The organism is Campylobacter sp. 2014D-0216, assembly GCF_014931215.1.
Lineage (GTDB): Bacteria > Campylobacterota > Campylobacteria > Campylobacterales > Campylobacteraceae > Campylobacter_D.
In genome coordinates this window covers 1517080-1535500 of record NZ_CP063089.1, presented here as the reverse complement: position 1 = coordinate 1535500, position 18421 = coordinate 1517080, and the positions used below count along the sequence as shown (strand labels likewise).

The 18421-nt window shown below is 31.9% G+C and carries 19 protein-coding genes; 10 read left to right on the top strand and 9 right to left on the bottom strand.

Going from position 1 to position 18421, the window contains the following annotated elements:
• Positions 1-24: 24 nt before the first annotated feature.
• The 9 genes from nhaA (A0083_RS07735) to folE all read right to left on the bottom strand — a co-directional run bounded on the left by nhaA (A0083_RS07735) (position 25) and on the right by folE (position 8596).
• On the bottom strand, positions 25-1179 hold the full coding sequence (nhaA, locus tag A0083_RS07735) for a Na+/H+ antiporter NhaA (protein ID WP_197553178.1): 1155 nt from the start codon (positions 1177-1179) through the stop codon (positions 25-27).
• A complete protein-coding gene (gene nhaA, locus A0083_RS07730) occupies positions 1176-2336 on the bottom strand; it encodes a Na+/H+ antiporter NhaA (RefSeq protein WP_120760595.1) in 1161 nt (386 codons plus the stop codon). The genes nhaA (A0083_RS07735) and nhaA (A0083_RS07730) overlap by 4 nt, the downstream gene beginning before the upstream one ends.
• A 92-nt stretch (positions 2337-2428) precedes the next feature.
• Positions 2429-3400 (bottom strand): iron-sulfur cluster assembly scaffold protein, encoded by a 972-nt coding sequence (locus A0083_RS07725; RefSeq protein WP_120760597.1) that lies wholly within the window; start codon positions 3398-3400, stop codon positions 2429-2431.
• Positions 3401-3410: 10 nt separating this feature from the next.
• Positions 3411-4589, bottom strand: a complete 1179-nt coding sequence (locus A0083_RS07720) for a NifS family cysteine desulfurase (protein ID WP_120760599.1) — start codon at positions 4587-4589, stop codon at positions 3411-3413.
• A gap of 125 nt (positions 4590-4714) precedes the next feature.
• Positions 4715-5875 carry a hypothetical protein gene (locus A0083_RS07715; RefSeq protein WP_232087559.1) on the bottom strand — a complete coding sequence of 387 codons (1161 nt, stop codon included), beginning with the start codon at positions 5873-5875 and terminating at the stop codon, positions 4715-4717.
• Between the two features lie 62 nt (positions 5876-5937).
• A complete protein-coding gene (locus A0083_RS07710; protein WP_039664646.1) occupies positions 5938-6117 on the bottom strand; it encodes a hypothetical protein in 180 nt (59 codons plus the stop codon).
• Positions 6118-6170: 53 nt separating this feature from the next.
• The gene (locus A0083_RS07705) at positions 6171-6659 is read right to left on the bottom strand and encodes a hypothetical protein (RefSeq protein WP_039664645.1); all 489 of its coding nucleotides are present in this window, start codon (positions 6657-6659) and stop codon (positions 6171-6173) included.
• Positions 6660-6713: 54 nt separating this feature from the next.
• Positions 6714-8024 carry a flagellar protein export ATPase FliI gene (gene fliI, locus A0083_RS07700; RefSeq protein WP_197553176.1) on the bottom strand — a complete coding sequence of 437 codons (1311 nt, stop codon included), beginning with the start codon at positions 8022-8024 and terminating at the stop codon, positions 6714-6716.
• Positions 8024-8596, bottom strand: a complete 573-nt coding sequence (gene folE / locus A0083_RS07695) for a GTP cyclohydrolase I FolE (protein ID WP_039619389.1) — start codon at positions 8594-8596, stop codon at positions 8024-8026. The genes fliI and folE overlap by 1 nt, the downstream gene beginning before the upstream one ends.
• A gap of 109 nt (positions 8597-8705) precedes the next feature.
• Here folE and tig point away from each other — a divergent pair, with 109 nt between their 5' ends.
• From tig to A0083_RS07645, 10 genes are read left to right on the top strand one after another with little or no spacing between them, the layout of a single operon-like run.
• Complete coding sequence (gene tig / locus A0083_RS07690; protein ID WP_197553174.1) at positions 8706-10025, top strand: trigger factor; 1320 nt, start codon at positions 8706-8708, stop codon at positions 10023-10025.
• Positions 10025-10615 (top strand): ATP-dependent Clp endopeptidase proteolytic subunit ClpP, encoded by a 591-nt coding sequence (gene clpP / locus A0083_RS07685; protein WP_120760605.1) that lies wholly within the window; start codon positions 10025-10027, stop codon positions 10613-10615. The genes tig and clpP overlap by 1 nt, the downstream gene beginning before the upstream one ends.
• 15 nt (positions 10616-10630) lie before the next feature.
• A complete protein-coding gene (locus A0083_RS07680; protein WP_120760606.1) occupies positions 10631-11671 on the top strand; it encodes a GGDEF domain-containing protein in 1041 nt (346 codons plus the stop codon).
• Positions 11668-12192, top strand: coding sequence for a peptide deformylase (def, locus tag A0083_RS07675; RefSeq protein WP_120760608.1), 525 nt, complete (start codon positions 11668-11670; stop codon positions 12190-12192). The genes A0083_RS07680 and def overlap by 4 nt, the downstream gene beginning before the upstream one ends.
• Positions 12189-13697, top strand: coding sequence for a YifB family Mg chelatase-like AAA ATPase (locus A0083_RS07670; protein ID WP_120760610.1), 1509 nt, complete (start codon positions 12189-12191; stop codon positions 13695-13697). The genes def and A0083_RS07670 overlap by 4 nt, the downstream gene beginning before the upstream one ends.
• An 8-nt stretch (positions 13698-13705) precedes the next feature.
• Positions 13706-14395 (top strand): NYN domain-containing protein, encoded by a 690-nt coding sequence (locus tag A0083_RS07665; protein WP_120760612.1) that lies wholly within the window; start codon positions 13706-13708, stop codon positions 14393-14395.
• A gap of 2 nt (positions 14396-14397) precedes the next feature.
• The gene (gene rmuC / locus A0083_RS07660) at positions 14398-15738 is read left to right on the top strand and encodes a DNA recombination protein RmuC (protein ID WP_120760614.1); all 1341 of its coding nucleotides are present in this window, start codon (positions 14398-14400) and stop codon (positions 15736-15738) included.
• Positions 15722-17068 (top strand): NAD(P)H-hydrate dehydratase, encoded by a 1347-nt coding sequence (locus A0083_RS07655; protein WP_197553172.1) that lies wholly within the window; start codon positions 15722-15724, stop codon positions 17066-17068. The genes rmuC and A0083_RS07655 overlap by 17 nt, the downstream gene beginning before the upstream one ends.
• Positions 17059-17631 (top strand): phosphoribosylglycinamide formyltransferase, encoded by a 573-nt coding sequence (gene purN / locus A0083_RS07650; protein ID WP_120760618.1) that lies wholly within the window; start codon positions 17059-17061, stop codon positions 17629-17631. The genes A0083_RS07655 and purN overlap by 10 nt, the downstream gene beginning before the upstream one ends.
• A 45-nt stretch (positions 17632-17676) precedes the next feature.
• Positions 17677-18393 carry a TerC family protein gene (locus tag A0083_RS07645; RefSeq protein WP_120760619.1) on the top strand — a complete coding sequence of 239 codons (717 nt, stop codon included), beginning with the start codon at positions 17677-17679 and terminating at the stop codon, positions 18391-18393.
• The last annotated feature ends 28 nt before the right edge of the window (positions 18394-18421 follow it).

Sequence of the window (18421 nt, the reverse complement as noted above, 5' to 3'; positions counted from 1 at the left end):
TTATTTTTTTTAAAAAAAACTTAATTAACGAACAAATCGTAGGTAAAAATACCCAAAAACACCCGAAGCTAGCGAGGCTAGTAAAATAGCAAAGTTATCTACAAAATTAAATATATCACTAACTTCATAAGCAAGCGCATCGATAAAAAAGCTCATAGTAAAACCTATACCAGTAAGTATGCAAACGCCATAGAGTTGTTTAAAATTTGCATCTTTGGGTAATTTTGCAAGTTTAAATTTAATGGCCATATAGGCAAAACCAAACACACCTAGTTGTTTTCCAATAAACAAGCCTAGGAAAATACCTACACTTACGCCACTAAATAGCATATGCGTTTCAATTTTTGAAAGATCTACTCCTGCATTTGCAAAAGCAAAAAGTGGTAGTATCACAAAAGCAATCCAAAATTTTAAGCCATGTTCGATTTCTTCTAGTAATGCATGATTATTTTTTGTAAAAACCGGGATAAATAAAGCAGTGATAATACCTGCTAAGGTTGCATGCACGCCACTTTTTAAAACACTAAGCCACAGTAAAGCACCAAGTATGTAGTAGAAAGATTTTCTTTCATTACCTAAGCGATTAAGTAAAAATAATCCTATAATACAACAAAATGCAACAAAAAAAGCTAGAGTTGAAAGTTCATTAGTATAAAAAATAGCTATAATTAAAATAGCCCCCACATCATCAAAAATAGCCAAAGACACTAGAAAAACTTTGAGTGAACTCGGTATGCGTTGTTTTAACATGGCAAGAATTACTAGAGCAAATGCAGTATCAGTCGCAGTGGGTATAGCCCAGCCTTTTAAAACATATGCATCGTTAAAATTTACAGCACAAAAAATTAAAGCAGGTACGACTATGCCACCTATAGCAGCCATTAAAGGCAAGGTGATATTGCTAAGAGTTTTAAATTCTCCTTGGACAAATTCTTTCTTTAACTCAAGTCCAATTGCAAAGAAAAAAATCGCAATCAAACCATCGTTAATCCATAAAAGCGAAGGTTTAAAAAGCTCCCAAGATCCAACTTTTAAGCCCATTTCTACACTTAAAAAATGCATATAATGCTCCCCATAAGGGCTATTTTTAAGTAAAAGCGCGAGGATGGTTGCGACTAAAAGCAACAATCCTCCTAAAATTTCAAGTGATAAAAAGTTTTGGAAGCTTTTAAATTTCATTTTTTAAGGCTATATATGAGCTTGAGATAAACATACCCAACTACAGCACTTAGTAGTGACGCAACTAAAATGGCTAGTTTGTCAGAATATGCAAAAATATCACTATTTTGATAAGCTAAGCCATCGATAAAAAAGCTCATGGTAAAACCTATACCAGTGAGAATACAAACGCCATAGAGTTGTTTAAAGCTAACATTTTGCGGCAATTTTGCTAAACCTAACTTGATACTAATATAAGAAAACAAAAACACGCCAATTTGCTTTCCTAAGAATAAACCTAGAATAATCCCTAGACTTACTGATGAAAACATAAAGCTTGGATCCATGTCTTTTAAATCTACCCCTGCATTTGCAAAAGCAAAAATAGGCAAGATAAAATAACTCACCCAAGGAGCTAGATCGTGTTCGATTTCTTTTAGAAAAGATTTTCCGCTTTTAGTTTCAAGTGGTATAAATAAAGCAGTGATTACTCCTGCTAAGGTTGCATGCACCCCGCTTTTTAGCATACTAATCCAAAAAATAATTGCAATGATAATATAAAAAGATTTTTTAGTGACATGGAAGTGGTTAAGTAAGTAAAGTGCTAAAATACAAACCAAAGCAGCAATCATCGCAAATACTGAAAGTTCACTTGTGTAAAACAATGCAATCACAATAATCGCACCTAAGTCATCAAAAATTGCCAAAGAAAGTAAAAATAGCTTTAAAGAGGTGGGTACTTGTTTGCCCAAAAGCATTAAAATTCCCACAGCAAAAGCAACATCAGTTGCAGTAGGTATAGCCCAACCTTGTAGGGCAAAAGGATCTTTATAGTTAAAAAATGCAAAAATCAACGCAGGGACAATCATACCACCAAGTGCTGCAAATACAGGCAAGGACATAGCTTTAACACTGTTGAGTTGACCTTTAGTTACTTCGTATTTTAACTCAAGTCCAATTGCAAAGAAAAAAATCGCAATCAAGCCATCGTTAATCCATAAAAGCAAAGGTTTAAAAATTTCTAAACTTCCCGCTTGAAAACCAAAAGGTATATTTAAAAAGTTAGTGTATTGATCTGTTAAAGAACTGTTTTGTAAAATGAGTGCAAGTACGGTAAAGAATATCAGCAAAACGCCTGGAAAAGTTTCGCTTTGAACAAAGGTTTGAAGTCTTTGCATAAATAGCCTTTTTAAAAATTAATAAAATAATATTTTAACATAAAAAGGCTTTAAATTAAAAAGTTTAAGCAGAAAAAAACTGCTTAAACTGGTTAAACTGGTATAACGCGTATATTTGGACTTAGTTCTTCTTGTAAGATGTTTTCTATAGCGTATAAAGTTGCACCACTTCCACTTGAACAGCCACTGCAAGCACCAAGGTAGCGTATGTAAATATCTATATTTTTACTGTCGCTTTTTTGGATATCGATTACTTCTAAGTCTCCACCATCTCCATGTAGCATTGGGCGCACATCGCTATCTAGCACCGCTTCTACAGCTTTTAGTTGTTTTACCATAGTCATATCATCAAAAGCTATATCAGTTTTACTTTGATCTTTTAGTTTTTCTCTTTCCATTTCAGCTCTAGTTTCAGCCAAAATATCAACAAGATAATAATCTTTTTCCTCGTGTCCACCTGCTTTTACACATGATTTACAAAAAGCACCTGCTTTGGTAAATTGAGTGATTTCTTCCACGGTGTGTAGATCATTAAGTCTAATTACTTCTTTGATGGTTCCAAGACTAACTCTAGCGCACTCACAAACAATGATTTGATCTTCAAAATCTTCAGGATTTACCCCTTTATAGTGTGCTGCTGCTTGTTTGATAACATCATAAGCCATAACAGAACAATGCATTTTTTGAGGTGGAACCGCAGGAGTTTCTGGGTTATCTCTCATTGCAAATTCAACATCTAAATTGGTAATTTTTACAGCTTCATCTACGGTTTTACCTATACAAAGATCAACCATAGTATCACTACTTGCTATTGCTGTTCCACAGCCAAAACTTTTAAATTTAGCATCGATGATTTTATCGGTTTTTTCATCTACTAACCAGTATAATCTAACCGCATCACCACAGCTTTCTGCGCCAAAGTCTGCAACAATAAGTTTTGCATTTGCTTTTTCTGCATCTTCTTGTGTGAACTCTCCCATATGTTGAGGGTTGTTCATTCTATCTTGTACTTTTTGAGAGTATTCATCCCAAATTGATCCGCCAATTAAATTATTTTTTGCCATTTTTTATCCTTTAATTATTTTCAGGCTTATATGCATAAGTACTTGAAATTGCTCTAAGTCTTTGCGTTGCTTTTTTTATTTGCTCTGCTGCATAATCAATTTCATCTTCTGTGTTAAATCTTGACAAAGACAGTCTTAAAGCAGTGTGTGCTAAGTCATTTTCTGCACCAATTGCTTCCATGATAGGGTTGCTTTCTAGTGCTTCACTTGCACAGGCTGAACCAGTACTTGCTGCTATACCATTTTTGTTTAAATCCCAAAGCATAGCTTCACCTTCTACGCCTTTGATGCTTGCTAAGATTGTATTAGGAACTCTTCTTGATCGATCCCCTACCACACTTGTATCAGGCATAGCTAAGATAAGATCTTCTAATTTATCTCTTAATTTTCTAATATGTGAGTTTTCAAAATCAAGCATGGTGTTTGCAATTCTTAAAGCTTCTGCCATAGCTATAATATATGGCACATTCAAAGTGCCACTTCTTCTACCGCCCATATGCTCACCACCATGCAATAGCGGGGTTAGTTCTATATCTTTTCTAATGTAAAGTCCACCTACACCTTTTGGTCCATGGAATTTGTGTGCTGAAAAAGAAGCAAAGTCAACTCCAGATTTTGCGAAATTGACTTTAATTTTCCCAACAGCTTGGGTTGCATCAGTGTGAAATAACGCCCCATGTTCATGTGCTATTTGAGCCATTTCTTCTATAGGGAAGATCATTCCAGTTTCATTATTAGCCCACATAATGCTAACTAATGCAGTTTTATCAGAAATAGCCTCTTTTAGATCTTTTGCACTAGAAACACCTTCATGATCTACTCCTAGTTCTATAACTTTTACTCCTAAAGATTTTAAAAACATAGCACTAGCTGCTACTGCAGGGTGTTCTACGCTAGAAATAATCACTTCATTTTTGTCGCTATTTAAAATTCTATCAAAATACACACCTTTTAATACCCAGTTGATACTTTCAGTAGCACAGGAAGTGATAATGATATCATCTAAATCACTTGCACCAAGTCCCGCATAAAGCTTGTCCATAGCTTCTTTAAGTGCAGGGTGGGTTGCGCTACCCCATTGATGTAAGCTATTTGGATTGCCATAATGCTCGCTTAAAAAAGGCTTCATAAGTTCATAAGCTTCTGGCGCAAGTTGCGTTGTTGCGTTGTTGTCTAAATATACTTTCAAATCAGTCTCCTTTAATTAGGATAATTTTTATCTTTTTTGTTAATATACACTAAAATATTAAATTTAACATTAAATCGTTTGTGTTTTTAACTTGTGCAAAAATTTTGTTATTATTTTAGCACAAGTTAAGCCATTGCATTCAAGTAAGAGTGTAAAATTTTGTTAATACTAGCTTGTCTTTTGCGATTTTCTAAAAATTGTGTGTCTAAATTTTCTTTTTGGATATTGATTTTTTCAAGATCAATATGAGAATCATTTTGGTTAAATTCTTCTTTTAAAGCCTCTAATTCTTTGCTAGTTTGTTCACTATAAAGACTATAAATAGAGCTTGAATTGGCAAATTCTTGCATATTGATGCTGTGTTGGTAGTTGATGTATTGTTGGAAGAAAACCGAAAGTTTATCTTCTGAAGTGTTGTTTTTATTCACCCCGTTAATGTGTAAGTATAAATCAAAACTCATTTTTTCCTTGTTGCTTTCATTTAGAAAATCCTGCACACTTAATTCACCTCTCATGAGCTTTTGAAATTTGACATTTGAAGACATATCTAATTCAATGGGCGATAAAAAGAAATTAGCCTTTTGATGGTTTTGTTCTTTTAAATCATGATAAATATAATTAAGCAGTAAACCACTTTTTGAAACTTGCCCTTGTTTGTTTAAATAAGGCTTGATGATAGGGTTGCTAGCTGTGTTTTCGATACTCGCATTAAATGCAAAATCACCTATTTTGTTATCTAGCATAAGGGTGTTGAGATTTTTATTAGCTTCTTTTGCACCTTGCAAACTTTTTGCGCTTTCATAAACTTTTAAAATTTTTCCTTCATAAGTATAGCTATAGCCTTGGTGTAAATCTAAAATCTGACTTTTGTTTAAAAAATCATTGTTGTTATTTTGAAATTCAGTATTGATGGTTTTAAGTGTATTATGATATGTGTTTAAAAGCCTTGGTAGATCTATTTTGTTGTAGTTTAGGTTTTCATCTAGCTTGATAAGTTGCTTTGAAATTTCTCTTATGCTTTTTATATTAATATCATAATCAAGTGGTATTGCTGCTGTTTTGTTAAGATCTTTTTCAAAAAAACCTTGCTCATCGATTCTAAATCCAAACTCACTTGCATAAGTAGTTTTATAATCTAAATTAGGACTTTTGATCTCATGAAGATCGTTTTTGACATTAGTGTTTTCTTTTTTTTGTTCAATGTGTTCAGTTTTTGCAAATGGATAATTTGCAAAATTCTGATACGGGTTGACATTAGAATTTACAAACATAACTCTTCTCTTCAAAAATATTGCTTAGCTTTAAAAAAGCAAAAGCTATGCCAAAATTTTTGAATCGAAGAGAAAAATTAAGCGTAAATGTCAAGCAATCCTGAACTAGCAGTAGGAGTAGTAGTTGGAGCAGGGTTTGCATTTACGCCTTCTAATACTTGCATTACCGCATTTTCATTAACCTCTATGGTTTTTTTCATCATAGTGGTTGCAATGTTAAGCATTAAACCTGCTTGAGAATTGGTAACTTCGCCCATAACATACTCCTTTTGTTTGGATTAGTACTATTATCGGCAAAGTTTGATTAATATTAAGCTATATTATAAATTTTTGATAAGTAGTGATTGTGGGTGTTTTCTTTTGTTTCAAGCATATCAATGTAGCTTTTAAATTCATTCATGTCTTTAAAAAGATTTTTCATTGTGGTGCTGATTTCATTAGAAAAAATTTGAAGATTGTTTTGTATTTTTAAATATCTTTCAATCTGATAAATTCTAGCAATTTCTCTCTCATATTCTTCTTGAGTCATTCTTTTTGCGCTGAATTCTTCATTTAAGCTTTTTTTATTGTTGATAACAAAAGATTTTTTTTGATTATTGATTTTAAATTCGACGATAAATTCTTCTTTTGAATTGATGATTTTTAAGTATTTTAGCTTAGCTTTATCTTCTAATAAAATAAAACTGATAAATTCTAAATACATATGTGTAAAGATTTCTCTTTCAAAAATATTTTGACAAATATCAGTATATTTTAAACCTAAATTTTGTTGATGATCTAAAAATGCTAAATTTGACATGATCCATCCTTTTTTCATGACTTTTTGTCAAAATAAAAGCAAAAATCATTCCAATTATTGCATATCGATCATCTTAAGCATATTAATCGTATCATCAAATTCAAAGCTTTCTTCTGGGTTTTGACTTAAAAATTGTTGCATAAAGTCTTTTTTGGTGATAGCTTGATCTAGTTCTTTATCGCTTCCTTTTTGATACGCGCCAATACGCAGTAATACTTCATTTTCTTTTAGTAAAGAATTTAAACGTTTGAATTTTCTAGCAGCTAGCTTGTGTTCGTTGCTGATAATATCTCCCATTACCCTTGAGGCTGAATTTTGTATATTTATAGGTGGATAAATTCCAAAATCAGTAAGTTCACGACTAAGTACTATGTGTCCATCTAAGATAGATCTACTTTGGTCAGCGATTGGATCACTCATATCATCTCCATCAACTAGCACAGTAAAAAAAGCCGTGATGGTACCTTTACCTTCTTCTTTTCCTGCTCGCTCCATAAGTTGAGGTAAAAGACTTAAAACGCTTGGTGGGTAGCCTTTTGTTGTAGGTGGTTCACCTAAGGCCAAGCCTATTTCTCTTTGTGCCATAGCAAAACGTGTTACGCTATCCATGATAAATAAAACATCTTTGCCTTGTTCTTTGAAGTATTCAGCCACGCTCATGGCGCAAAATGCACCATACTTTCTCATCAAAGCACTATCATCGCTTGTTGCAACGATGATCACGGTATCATCGAGTTTGCCACCAAGGTTTTTTTGTATAAATTCAGGAATTTCTCTGCCACGCTCCCCGATTAAAGCGATCACTTTAATCGGAGCTTTGGAATTTTTTACTATCATGCCCATTAAGGTTGATTTTCCCACACCACTTCCTGCAAAAATTCCAAGCTTTTGTCCTACACCACAGGTTAAAAGCGCATCTATTGTTTTAACGCCAACTGGAAAAACCTCTTCTATTAAACCTCTTTTCATCGCATCAATGGGGGCGCGCATAATAGGCATAAATTTACTTGCCTCGATAGGGCCTTTACCATCTTTTGGACGCATGAAAGGATCTACCACTCTTCCCAAAAGCCCATCGCTTACGCCTATTTGCATACCTGCATCGTTAATGAATGCACGATCACCTATTTTAAAACCTTCCACAAAACCAAAAGGACTTAAATAGCTTAAATTTTCATCTACTTCTACTACCATGGCCATTGCTTCTTTGCTTTCATCTTCATTAGAAACAATTTTAATAATATCTCCTATGCTAGTTTTTAAGCCATTTATTTCTATACTGGTGCTTGAAATTTTAGTGATTTGTCCAAATACACTAGCTAGATTTTGTGAGCTGATTTTATTGCGAAGTTTTTCTAAACCCATTAAAATCTAACCTGTTTTGCTGAGTTGATGAGAGTGAAAAATTCTTTTCGGGTTTTTTCGCTTTTTAAAAAGCTACCTCTTAAGGCTGAAGTACTAGTGGTTGAATTTGCCTTTTGTACCCCACGCATTTCCACACACATGTGCCTTGCTTCGATAACCACCCCAACACCTTTGGCGCCTACATGCTCCATTAGTGCTTCTGCGATTTGTTCTGTGAGTTGTTCTTGAATTTGCAAGCGTCTTGCAAAAACTTCTACAAGACGTGGAATTTTACTAAGTCCTACTACTTTTTTATCTGGTATATATGCAACATGTACACGCCCAAAAAACGGTAAAAGATGATGTTCGCAAAGACTATAAAATTCAATATCTCTTACTAAAACCATTTCGTTGTTTGAGCTTTCAAATAAAGCATCATTTAGTATTTGTTTTGGATCTTGTTTATAACCACTACTTAAAAATTCAAAAGCTTTAAAAACCCTAGTAGGAGTTTTTAAAAGTCCTTCTCTTTGAGGATTTTCTCCGATAATTTCTAACATATTTTTTACTGATTGTTCAAATTTTTCTTGCATTTTTTCTCCATCAAAAATTAAAATTTTAACATATTTTTATTTTTATATAAAGCGATAAGGAAAATTTTGGTATATTATCGAAAAATTTTATTTAAAAAGGGAAAATATTATGGAAGTTACAGCAAAACTAATTGATTTTGCAAATGCAAATGCTACTGTGAAAATTGCTCAAGGAGCTATTAAAGCAGAAGTGGAAAAATTAGCTAAAAAAGCATCTAAAACTATGAAAATGGATGGCTTTAGAGCGGGAAAAGTTCCTGTGGCTGCTATACTTAAAAGATATGAAAAAGAGCTTACAAGAGATGCGGAGCAAGATCTTTTAAGAAATGCTGTAGATAATGCATTAAAAGAGATCAAAAAAGAAGCAAAAGATTTAGTAGGCGAACCATATTTTGAAAAATTTGATAGAAAAGATGGTGACATTGAAGCTCAAATGGTATTATCTTTTAGACCGGAAGTAAAACTAGATGGCTATGAAGCTTTAGTTCCAACTTATAATACACCAAAAGTAACTCAAAAAGAAATTGATGCAAAAAAAGAAGAATTGTTGAAAAGATTTGCTACTCCTGAAGCAATCAAAGAGGCAAGAGCATTAAAAGAAGGCGATTTTGCTAAATTTGACTTTGAAGGTTTTGTAGATGGTAAAGCTTTTGATGGCGGGAAAGCACAAAATTATGTTTTAGAAATCGGTTCAAAACAATTTATACCAGGATTTGAAGAAGGTATGGTTGGTTTAAAAGCAGGTGAAGAAAAAGATATTAACGTGACTTTTCCAAAAGAGTATGGCGCAGCACATTTAGCAGGAAAAGATGCGGTATTTAAAGTAAAAATTCATGAAATTCAAGAACTTAAAATGCCTGAATTAAACGAAGAGCTTTTAAAAAATCTAATTCCTGATGAAAAAGAACCAAGTGTTGAAAAACTTGATGCTAAAATCAAGGAACAGTTAAAAAATGAAAAGATTTTTAAACTTATTAATGATGAATTAAAAAATCAATTTGCAGAAGCTTTGGTTGAAAAATTTGATTTTACTTTGCCAAGAAATATCGTAGAGCAAGAAACTGATATGCAGTTTAGAAATTCTTTAAGAACTTTAAGCGAAGAGGAATTGAAAGAATTTAAAGATGAAGCAAAATACAAAGAAAAAAGAGATAGCTTTAAAGAAGATGCGCAAAAAAGCGTGAAATTGACTTTTATCATTGATGAGTTAGCAAAACTTAGAAATATTCAAGTAAGTGATCAAGAATTAATCCAAGCGATTTATTTTGAAGCATATAGATATGGTTTTAATCCGCAAGAACACTTAGAAAACTATAAAAAACAAGGTGCATTGCCAGCAATTAAAATGTCTTTAATTGAAGAAAAACTTTTTGCAGATATCTTCAAAAAAAATGATAAAAAGAAAACTGAAAAAGAAAGCGAAAAATAATGAGTTCATATATCCCTTATGTGGTTGAAAAAACAAGCAGAGGTGAAAGAAGTTATGATATTTATTCAAGACTTCTAAAAGACAGAATCATTATGTTAAGTGGTGAGATCAATGATGATCTTGCTGCTTCTATAGTGGCGCAACTTTTGTTTTTAGAAGCAGAAGATCCACAAAAAGATATTTATCTTTACATTAACTCACCAGGTGGAGTAGTTACAAGTGGATTTAGTATCTATGATACGATGAATTATATTAAAGCCGATGTGAGTACTATTTGTATTGGTCAGGCTGCTTCTATGGGTGCGTTTTTGCTTAGCTGCGGTGCACCGGGTAAAAGATTTGCTTTGCCTAATTCAAGAATCATGATTCACCAACCATTAGGCGGTGCAAGAGGACAAGCAACTGATATTGAAATTCAAGCAAAAGAAATTCTAAGATTAAAATCAATCTTGAATGATATTTTGGCTAAAAACACCAAGCAAAAACTCTCTAAAATCGAAAAAGATACCGACAGAGATTTTTTTATGAGTGCAGCTGAAGCTAAAGAATATGGCTTAATTGATAAGGTTTTGGAAAAAAGTTTTAAATAAGGAAAAAGCATAGCAATGTTAGATGATGATTTATTTGCTGACTTAAATTTAAGTAGCGATCCAACTCCGGCCAAAGAAGCTCCAAAAATCCAAAAAATTAGTGGTGGAGAATTTGAAAAATTTGCAAAGTCTATACTAACTGAACTTGTAAAAGACAATGTGCCTCCAACACCTACTAACTATGGAGTTTATTTTCAAAAAATGCTCGAAGAGCGTCCTTCGGCTTTTAAGAAAAAAGTACATGAGATCATGGAATTTGAGCAAAATGATGATGATATCAAAAGAGCTAATATAGAGCAAGAGATTAAAAAAAGCTTTAGTTCTACTTCGGCGCTATTACAATACATTGCTATGATTTATAGACATCTTGAAACAGTTAAAGATATGCTAAGAAGACGTAATTCAGAACTTGCTATTAGCACAGGTAATTTAGCTGTTTCAAATGTAATCCACGCTTTAGAATCAGATCTTTCGAGATTTTCAAGTATTTTAGATCGATATTCAGATGATATTAAAGAAAATTTTGATGAGGTAAGGCAAACTTATAAACACATTGAAGAACAAAGTGATTTTGACTCTAAATTTGGAGTTTATAACAAAAAATATTTTTTAGAAAATTTAGAAAAAAGCATAGAAAGTAATGCAAAATATAATTATCGAACTTCTTTGATATTTTTTAGAGTAAAAGAAGGAATTTTAGAACAAACTTATACACAAAAAGAAAAAAACGCTTTTTTGAAAAGCATTTGTAGAATTTTTAGTAAAAATGTATCATCAAGCGATATTGTTGCTCATTGTGGCAATAATGTTTTTGTTATGATGATCTCACACACTAATTTAGAAAAAGCACAAGAAATATGTAATAAAATTTTAGAATCCTTAGAAAATTCCAATTTTTTCTTAGCAGATAAAGAAATAGAAGTTGATGTTGAAGTGGCTGTTAGTGCGGTTAATCAAGACAGTAAAAGTGAAGAATTGATAGAAAAATGCACCCAAGCTTTAAAAAATTCGGGTAAAAATTTAGAACCCTTTGTGGTAGTGGAAAAAGAAAAATGATCAGAAAAATAATCACCTATCCTAATCCGAGACTGTTTTTGCAATCTCAAAAAATAGAAAAATTTGACAATGAGTTACATACATTGTTAGATGATATGTATGAAACTATGATAGCAAATAAAGGAGTTGGTTTAGCTGCCATTCAGGTGGATGTGCCGGTTAGAGCTTTGCTTGTAGATATTGGAGATGAAGAAGGCGAGCAAAAAGAAGACAAGCAAACTCTTTTAGAAATCATCAATCCTATCATTACTCCTTTAGATGATGAGATGATATCATGTAATGAAGGGTGTTTAAGTATACCAGGTTTTTATGAAGATGTTTTGCGTTATAAAAACATACGACTTGATTATCAAGATAGATTTGGTAAAGCACAAAGTCTAGAGGCACATGAATTTTTAGCAGTAGCTATTCAGCACGAGATCGATCATCTTGATGGGCATTTATTTATAGAAAAACTTTCTTTTTTAAAACGCCAAAAATTTGATAAAGATTTTAAAAAAAAATCCAAAAAAAATAAATGAAAAAACTAAGATGTGCGAGTTTTTCTACAGAGCTTGATATAATCGATGTAGAATCAACTTTCACAAGAGGTTTGCCAGGTTTTAGCATAGTAGGTCTTGCAAATTCTACCATCAAAGAAAGCACAGAGAGAGTTAAAGCAACTTTATTAAGTCAAAATTTTAGCTTTCCAGCGCAAAAAATCACCATCAACCTTAGTCCTTCAGATATACCTAAAAATGGCTCTCATTTTGATTTAGCTATTGCGATTTTGATTTTATTTCAAAAAGAAAATCTAGATGATTTTTTTGTTTTTGGCGAACTTGGATTAGATGGAAGTATCAAAAGCACAGCGAGCTTGTTTTCTATTTTGCTTTTTTTGAGCGCGAAAGTGCAAAATGCCAAGGTGGTTGTGCCAAAAAGTATAGCGCAAAAAGCTTCAATGATACCCAATCTAACAATTTATGCTTTAGAAAATTTAACTCAAGCGATAGATTTTTTTAAAGCAAAAAATTACGAAAATTTTCATGTATCTAATGAACATCCTTTGTTTGAAAATGCTATAGAACTCAATGGGCAAAAATACATCAAAAACACTTTTTTTCCTTATGACTTTAAAGAAGTTAAAGGGCAAGAAAGCGCTAAATTTGCATGTATTATAGCTGCTTTGGGTATGCATAATGTTTTATTCGAGGGTAGTCCAGGAAGTGGTAAGAGTATGTGCGCTAAAAGACTTCCTTATATTATGCCGCCGCAAAGTCTAAAAGAAATTTTGGCTCAAAATGCATACAAATCTTTAAATTCTTTAGAGGATGATTTTAGTGCAAGTAGGGTTTTTAGAAGCCCTCATCACACAAGTACTAGAGCTAGTATTTTTGGGGGAGGAACTAAAAGTGCTAAAATGGGCGAACTTGCTTTGGCAAATGGCGGTGTTTTGTTTTTTGATGAATTTCCTCATTTTTCAAAACAGATTATTGAAAGTTTAAGGGAGCCTTTGGAAGATTTTAAAATTCTTATTTCAAGGGTTAACACAAAAGTAGTGTATGAGACTAAATTTTTATTTGCTTGTGCGCAAAATCCTTGTCCTTGTGGGAATTTATTTTCTAAAAGTCTTGCCTGTCGTTGTCAAGAGATAGAAATCAAAAAATATAAAAATAAAATTTCCTCGCCAATTTTAGATAGAATTGACCTTTATGTGGCTATGGATGAAATTTCACACGAAGATAAAACAAGCCTAACATCAGAACAAATGAGTGCAATGGTGTTTAAGGGGTTTTTGTTTCAAAAGCAAAGAAAGCAAGAAGAATTTAATGCTAAATTAAACGAAGAACAGATGAAGCAGTTTTGTATTTTAGATGCAAATGCAGATGAAATTTTAAAAAAAGCTATAGCTTCGTATAACCTTTCCCAAAGAGGTGTAAATAAAACAATAAAAGTGGCAAGAACTATAGCAGATTTAGAGCAAAGTGAGTTTATTTTAAAAAATCATATGTTAAAAGCATTAAGCTTTAGAATGAGAACTACATAGGAGTGAAAATGGAAAATAAAAGCATAGCGATATTTATCGATGCAGAAAATATTCCATCAAAATACGCAAAATCGATTTTTGATATTGCTTCTGATTATGGAGAAATTATCATCAAGCGCATTTATGGAGATTGGACGCAAAAAAATATACAAAATTGGAAAGAGCAAATTGGTCAGTATTCTATTATAGCTATGCAGCAGTTTAATTTTACTGCTAATAAAAACTCAAGTGATATGTATTTAATCACTGAAATTATGAGTATTTTTTATGAAAAAGATATTGATATTTTTGTAATTGTTTCTAGCGATAGTGATTATACTAGTTTAATTCAAAGACTTAAAGAAAGCAAAAAGCAAGTTATAGGTATGGGATTAAAACAAGCTGTAAAATCTTATGTTAATTCCTTTAGTGAATTTTTTTATTTAGATCAAGATGAATCTAAAGAAAAAGTATTAAGCACCAAAGAATATATTAAAGATTTGATCAATATCACAGAAGCTTTGATAGAAGAAAAGGGTCGTGCAGAATATGCTCAAATTCGCACCAATATGAGCAGAAAACATGCGAATTTTATCCCGCAAAATTTTGGTTTTAAAAATTTTAGAGCCTTAGTAAAAGAATTCTTACCACAAATGAAGCAATTTAAAGAAGGTAATGAAAAAAACATTTATTTTCTGATTGAAAAAACAAAAGGGTAAAAATGGAAAACATTTTAATAGCACTTTTGGCGGTTGTAGTTTTGTCTTTTGTATGGTATGTGTTTAAAAGTCAAAAAGAAAAAGCAAAGTTAGAATTTTTAAACCAAACTAATTTAACATTACAAGATCAAATTTCTATTTTGGAATCAGAAAAAAAATCACTTATGGAGAAAAATTCAACTTTATTAGAAGAAAAAATAAACTATTTATCAAAAAGCGAAGCTTTAGAGGCAAAATTAGCGCAAAAAGAACACACCCAACAAGAACTTTTAAATATGCACTTAAAAGAACGTGCAGAATTAAGAGATGAATACACTCAAACTTTGCTAAAGTTAGAAGAAAAATATAAACAAAATTTGATAGAGTTGAAGCAAGAATTAGAGCAAAATTTACAAAAACAAAATACTAATATATTAAATCAAAACAAGCTTATGCTGAATGAAGATGCGAAAAAAATCCTAGAAGAAATCTTTTTACCGGTTAAAAAAAGTGTTAAAGAATACAGTGAAAAACTTGCCCAAAATGAAACAAGTATTAAAACACAAATTGAACATATGTTCAAATTTAGTCAAAATATGGGTGAAAATGCGGATAAATTAGCCAAAGTTTTAAAAGGCGATAAAAAAATTCGTGGTAATTTTGCAGAGTTACAACTTAAGTCTGTTTTAGAAAATAGTGGTTTAGTAGAAGGTGTGCAGTATAAACTACAGGAGAGATTTCAAGAAGAGGGTAAAACCTACATTCCTGATGCGGTGGTGTTTTTAGATAAACAAAAAAGCATTATTATAGATGCAAAATTTTCACTACCGAGTGATTTTGGTTTTGAGGAGATTAGTAAAAATACTTGCCTTGATTTAGCATATAATCTAAAAGCTAGGATCGATGAATTAGCCAAGAAACCTTATATGCAGTATGATAAGCATACTTATGAGTTTGTTTTGCTTTTTATACCTTATCAAAACATTCTAGATTTGATTTTAAGTGTAGATCTTGAAATTTATCAATATGCTTATAAAAAAAAGGTATATTTAACTACACCAAATACTCTTTTTATGGCACTAAATACGATAAATATTTCATGGAAAAACACCCAAAGTAATGAGAATATCTTAAAGGCCTTTGAAGAGCTTGGAAAATTTCACGATAAATTTGCTGGTGTTTTGGAAGATTTTGAAAAAATCAAAGATAATATTAAAAGATTAAATTCCAATGTAGATAATATGCAAACAAAACTTACTCACGGAAGTGGCAATATTGCTTCAAGAGTGATAAAGCTTAAAGAATTAGGTGCTAAAACTCAAAAACTTATAGCTTGCGAGGCTGGTAATGAAAGCCATATGTAAAGATAATATTTCTTATGAAAAACAGCTGATTGAAAAAGGATTAGATGAATTTTTGATGATGGAAAATGCAGGCGTTGAACTTGCAAATTTTATCAAGAAAAAAAGCAAAAAAATACACAATGCTAAAATTTTATTTTTACTTGGCACAGGCGGCAATGGAGCCGATGGACTTGTAGCCATTCGACACCTTAAAAAAGCATCTGCTTATGTTTTGGCGTATAAAAAAAGCACAATGTTTCTCAAACAAGAACAAATTTTGCAAAACATCGGTTTTGAATTTTTACAAGAAGAACCTTGTTTTGAAGATTTTGACATTATTGTTGATTGTGTTTTTGGTAGCGGTTTAAATAAAGCTTTAGATGAAAAGTTACAAGGAATTATTCAAAAAATCTCTCAAAGTAAAGCAATAAAAATTGCTTGTGATATTCCTAGTGGGCTTGGACAAGATGTGTGTTTTAAAGCAGATTATACACTTTGTATGGGGGTAGTCAAAGAAAAGCTTTTGGAAGATTTTGCAAAAGAGTTTGTAGGAAAAATCAAAATCGCACATTTGGGATTAAAAATTCAAGCACAAAGTACATCGGGTTTTTTACTAGAGAGAAAAGACTTAAAGCTTATTCAAAAAAAGTGTAGTTTTAACAAAGGTGATTTAGGTCATGTATATATTTTTGCCAATAAAAGTGCGGGTACTTTAGCTGGACTTGGGGCTTTAGAGTTTGGCTCGGGTTTGGTTTCTTTAGTAGCAAAAGAGAGTTTTTCACCTTTATTGATGTTAAAAGATACTATTGAAAGTAAAATAAATGCAGCTGCTATAGGCATGGGTTTGAATGATCTAAGTATTTTAAAAGATGAAAGATTGCAAAGTGTTCCTTTGGTATTAGACGCAAATTGTTTTCAAAATGCTGATTTAACTTTGTATTTAAATAGAAAAGATGTGGTTTTAACGCCTCATCCTAAAGAATTTTCTATGCTTTTGAAGTTATATATGAATAAAAATATCCAAGTTGAAGAAATTCAAAAGAAGCGATTTTTTTATGTTAAAGAATTTAGTAAACAATTTGAATGTGTTTTAGTTTTAAAAGGAGCAAATCCTATCATTGCCCAAAAAGATAAGCTTTTTGTGGTAAATTGTGGCAATGAGGCTTTGGCAAAAGCTGGAAGCGGAGATGTGTTGAGTGGCATGATCGCTGCTTTGCTTGGAGCTAAATTTAGTGCTTTAGAGGCTGCGAAAAATGCGGTATTAGCACATGCATTAGTGGCTAAAGATTACAAGAAAAACAAAAACAGCTTTGATGCTTTAAAATTAATAAAGGGGTTAAAATGCTTATAAAATTGGCAGTTTTATTTAGTGGCAATGGAAGCAATCTAGAAAATATTTTAGAGAAATTACACCAAAAAACTTTTGGAGAAAATACCTTTGAAGTGGTTTTATGTGTGTGCAATAAAAAAGAAGCTTATGGCATACAAAGAGCTTTAAAATACGGTCTTAACACAAAAATCATAGAGCATGAAAAATTTACTTCAAGAGAAGAATTTGATGCAGAGTTAGTAAAGACTATAAAAGAAAGTCAAGCAGATTTAACTGTATTGGCAGGGTTTATGCGAATTTTAAGCCCTGTTTTTACGCAAGAAGTAAAGGCTATCAATCTTCATCCATCTTTGCTTCCATTGTTTAAAGGTGCTCATGCTATTCAAGAAAGCTATGAAAGCGATATGAAAGTTGCAGGCATTAGTGTACACTGGGTCAATGAAGAATTAGATGGTGGAAAAATCATCGCGCAAAAGGCCTTTGAAAAAGGAAAGTTAAATTTTGAAGACTTTGAAGCTAAAATTCACGCACTAGAACATGAGCTTTTACCTGAAGCGATTGTGCAAATTTTTGAAAATAATTAATTTTTTGTCATTATAATTACGCTTTTTTTGTCTTAAGGAAAATAAATGTTTGAGTGGATTTTTAGTGTAGATGCTTGGGTGGTATTGTTTACCCTTACTGCTTTGGAAATTGTGCTAGGGATTGACAATATCATTTTTTTAGCGATTTTGGTAAGTAAGTTACCACCAGAACACAGAGATAAAGGGAGAATTTTAGGACTTGCTTTTGCAATGCTTACTAGAATTTTGTTGTTGTTGTCTTTATTTTGGGTGATGAAACTTGTTACACCTTTGTTTAGTGTTTTAGGCAATGAAATTTCAGGTAGGGATTTGGTGCTTATACTCGGAGGCTTGTTTTTGATAGTTAAATCTATTAAAGAAATCAAAGAAAGCATTAATCATAAAGAGCAAGAACAAAGCAATATAAAAATTAGCAATAAATTGTGGATTGTGGTAGCTGAAATAGCTGTGATTGATATTGTATTTTCACTTGATAGCGTCATCACTGCTGTGGGTATTGCTCAAGATATTGAAATTATGATCATAGCGGTTATTATGGCTGTGCTTGTGATGTTGTTTGCTTCTAAACCAATTGCGGATTTTGTTGAAAAATATCCTAGTATCAAGATTTTAGCTTTGGCGTTTTTAGTAATGATAGGTTTTGTTTTGGTAAGCGAAGGTTTTGATATTCATATAGATAAGGCATATATCTATGTGGCTATGGTTTTTTCTTTGGTGGTTGAAATTTTAAATATTATTTCACAAAAGCAAAATAAAGACTAATTTTTAAAATATTTAGCATTTTTGTGCT

What these genes read in the sequence shown, in the direction of transcription:
- nhaA (WP_197553178.1), bottom strand. Translation starts at nt 1,179, where the DNA reads ATGAAATTTAAAAGCTTCCAAAACTTTTTATCACTTGAAATTTTAGGA.
- nhaA (WP_120760595.1), bottom strand. Translation starts at nt 2,336, where the DNA reads ATGCAAAGACTTCAAACCTTTGTTCAAAGCGAAACTTTTCCAGGCGTT.
- A0083_RS07725 (WP_120760597.1), bottom strand. Translation starts at nt 3,400, where the DNA reads ATGGCAAAAAATAATTTAATTGGCGGATCAATTTGGGATGAATACTCT.
- A0083_RS07710 (WP_039664646.1), bottom strand. Translation starts at nt 6,117, where the DNA reads ATGGGCGAAGTTACCAATTCTCAAGCAGGTTTAATGCTTAACATTGCA.
- A0083_RS07705 (WP_039664645.1), bottom strand. Translation starts at nt 6,659, where the DNA reads ATGTCAAATTTAGCATTTTTAGATCATCAACAAAATTTAGGTTTAAAA.
- fliI (WP_197553176.1), bottom strand. Translation starts at nt 8,024, where the DNA reads ATGGGTTTAGAAAAACTTCGCAATAAAATCAGCTCACAAAATCTAGCT.
- folE (WP_039619389.1), bottom strand. Translation starts at nt 8,596, where the DNA reads ATGCAAGAAAAATTTGAACAATCAGTAAAAAATATGTTAGAAATTATC.
- tig (WP_197553174.1), top strand. Translation starts at nt 8,706, where the DNA reads ATGGAAGTTACAGCAAAACTAATTGATTTTGCAAATGCAAATGCTACT.
- clpP (WP_120760605.1), top strand. Translation starts at nt 10,025, where the DNA reads ATGAGTTCATATATCCCTTATGTGGTTGAAAAAACAAGCAGAGGTGAA.
- A0083_RS07680 (WP_120760606.1), top strand. Translation starts at nt 10,631, where the DNA reads ATGTTAGATGATGATTTATTTGCTGACTTAAATTTAAGTAGCGATCCA.
- def (WP_120760608.1), top strand. Translation starts at nt 11,668, where the DNA reads ATGATCAGAAAAATAATCACCTATCCTAATCCGAGACTGTTTTTGCAA.
- A0083_RS07670 (WP_120760610.1), top strand. Translation starts at nt 12,189, where the DNA reads ATGAAAAAACTAAGATGTGCGAGTTTTTCTACAGAGCTTGATATAATC.
- A0083_RS07665 (WP_120760612.1), top strand. Translation starts at nt 13,706, where the DNA reads ATGGAAAATAAAAGCATAGCGATATTTATCGATGCAGAAAATATTCCA.
- rmuC (WP_120760614.1), top strand. Translation starts at nt 14,398, where the DNA reads ATGGAAAACATTTTAATAGCACTTTTGGCGGTTGTAGTTTTGTCTTTT.
- A0083_RS07655 (WP_197553172.1), top strand. Translation starts at nt 15,722, where the DNA reads ATGAAAGCCATATGTAAAGATAATATTTCTTATGAAAAACAGCTGATT.
- purN (WP_120760618.1), top strand. Translation starts at nt 17,059, where the DNA reads ATGCTTATAAAATTGGCAGTTTTATTTAGTGGCAATGGAAGCAATCTA.
- A0083_RS07645 (WP_120760619.1), top strand. Translation starts at nt 17,677, where the DNA reads ATGTTTGAGTGGATTTTTAGTGTAGATGCTTGGGTGGTATTGTTTACC.